This is a genomic window from Bradyrhizobium sp. Kon58 (assembly GCF_055807455.1).
This window is the reverse complement of the sequence record NZ_JBVVOT010000546.1, coordinates 1-253: the sequence shown is the minus strand read 5'-3', so window position 1 is coordinate 253 and position 253 is coordinate 1. Positions and strand designations below refer to the sequence as shown.

The window sequence follows — 253 nt, the reverse complement described above, 5'->3', positions numbered from 1 at the left end:
CCTGGCGGCTTTACCATGTCGGCCGCGCTGAGCAGTTGCGGCAAACTGGGCTGGACCACCGACATCGCGGGCTATCGCTACAGCCCTTATGATCCGCGTAGCCTGCGACCCTGGCCACCCATGCCCGACGCATTGCGCGAGCTGGCCATATCGGCGGCAAGTGCTGCAGGTTTCAGCGATTTTTCACCGGATGCCTGCCTGATCAACCGCTATGTGCCCGCAGCGAAGATGTCTTTGCACCAGGACAAGAACG

1 protein-coding gene is annotated in these 253 nt (G+C 61.7%); it reads left to right on the top strand.

Translation table 11 applies throughout. The features are described 5' to 3' along the window. Window positions 1-253, top strand: a 253-nt coding sequence (locus AC0L20_RS41440; RefSeq protein ID WP_473295902.1) for an alpha-ketoglutarate-dependent dioxygenase AlkB, incomplete at both ends; no start/stop codon positions are given.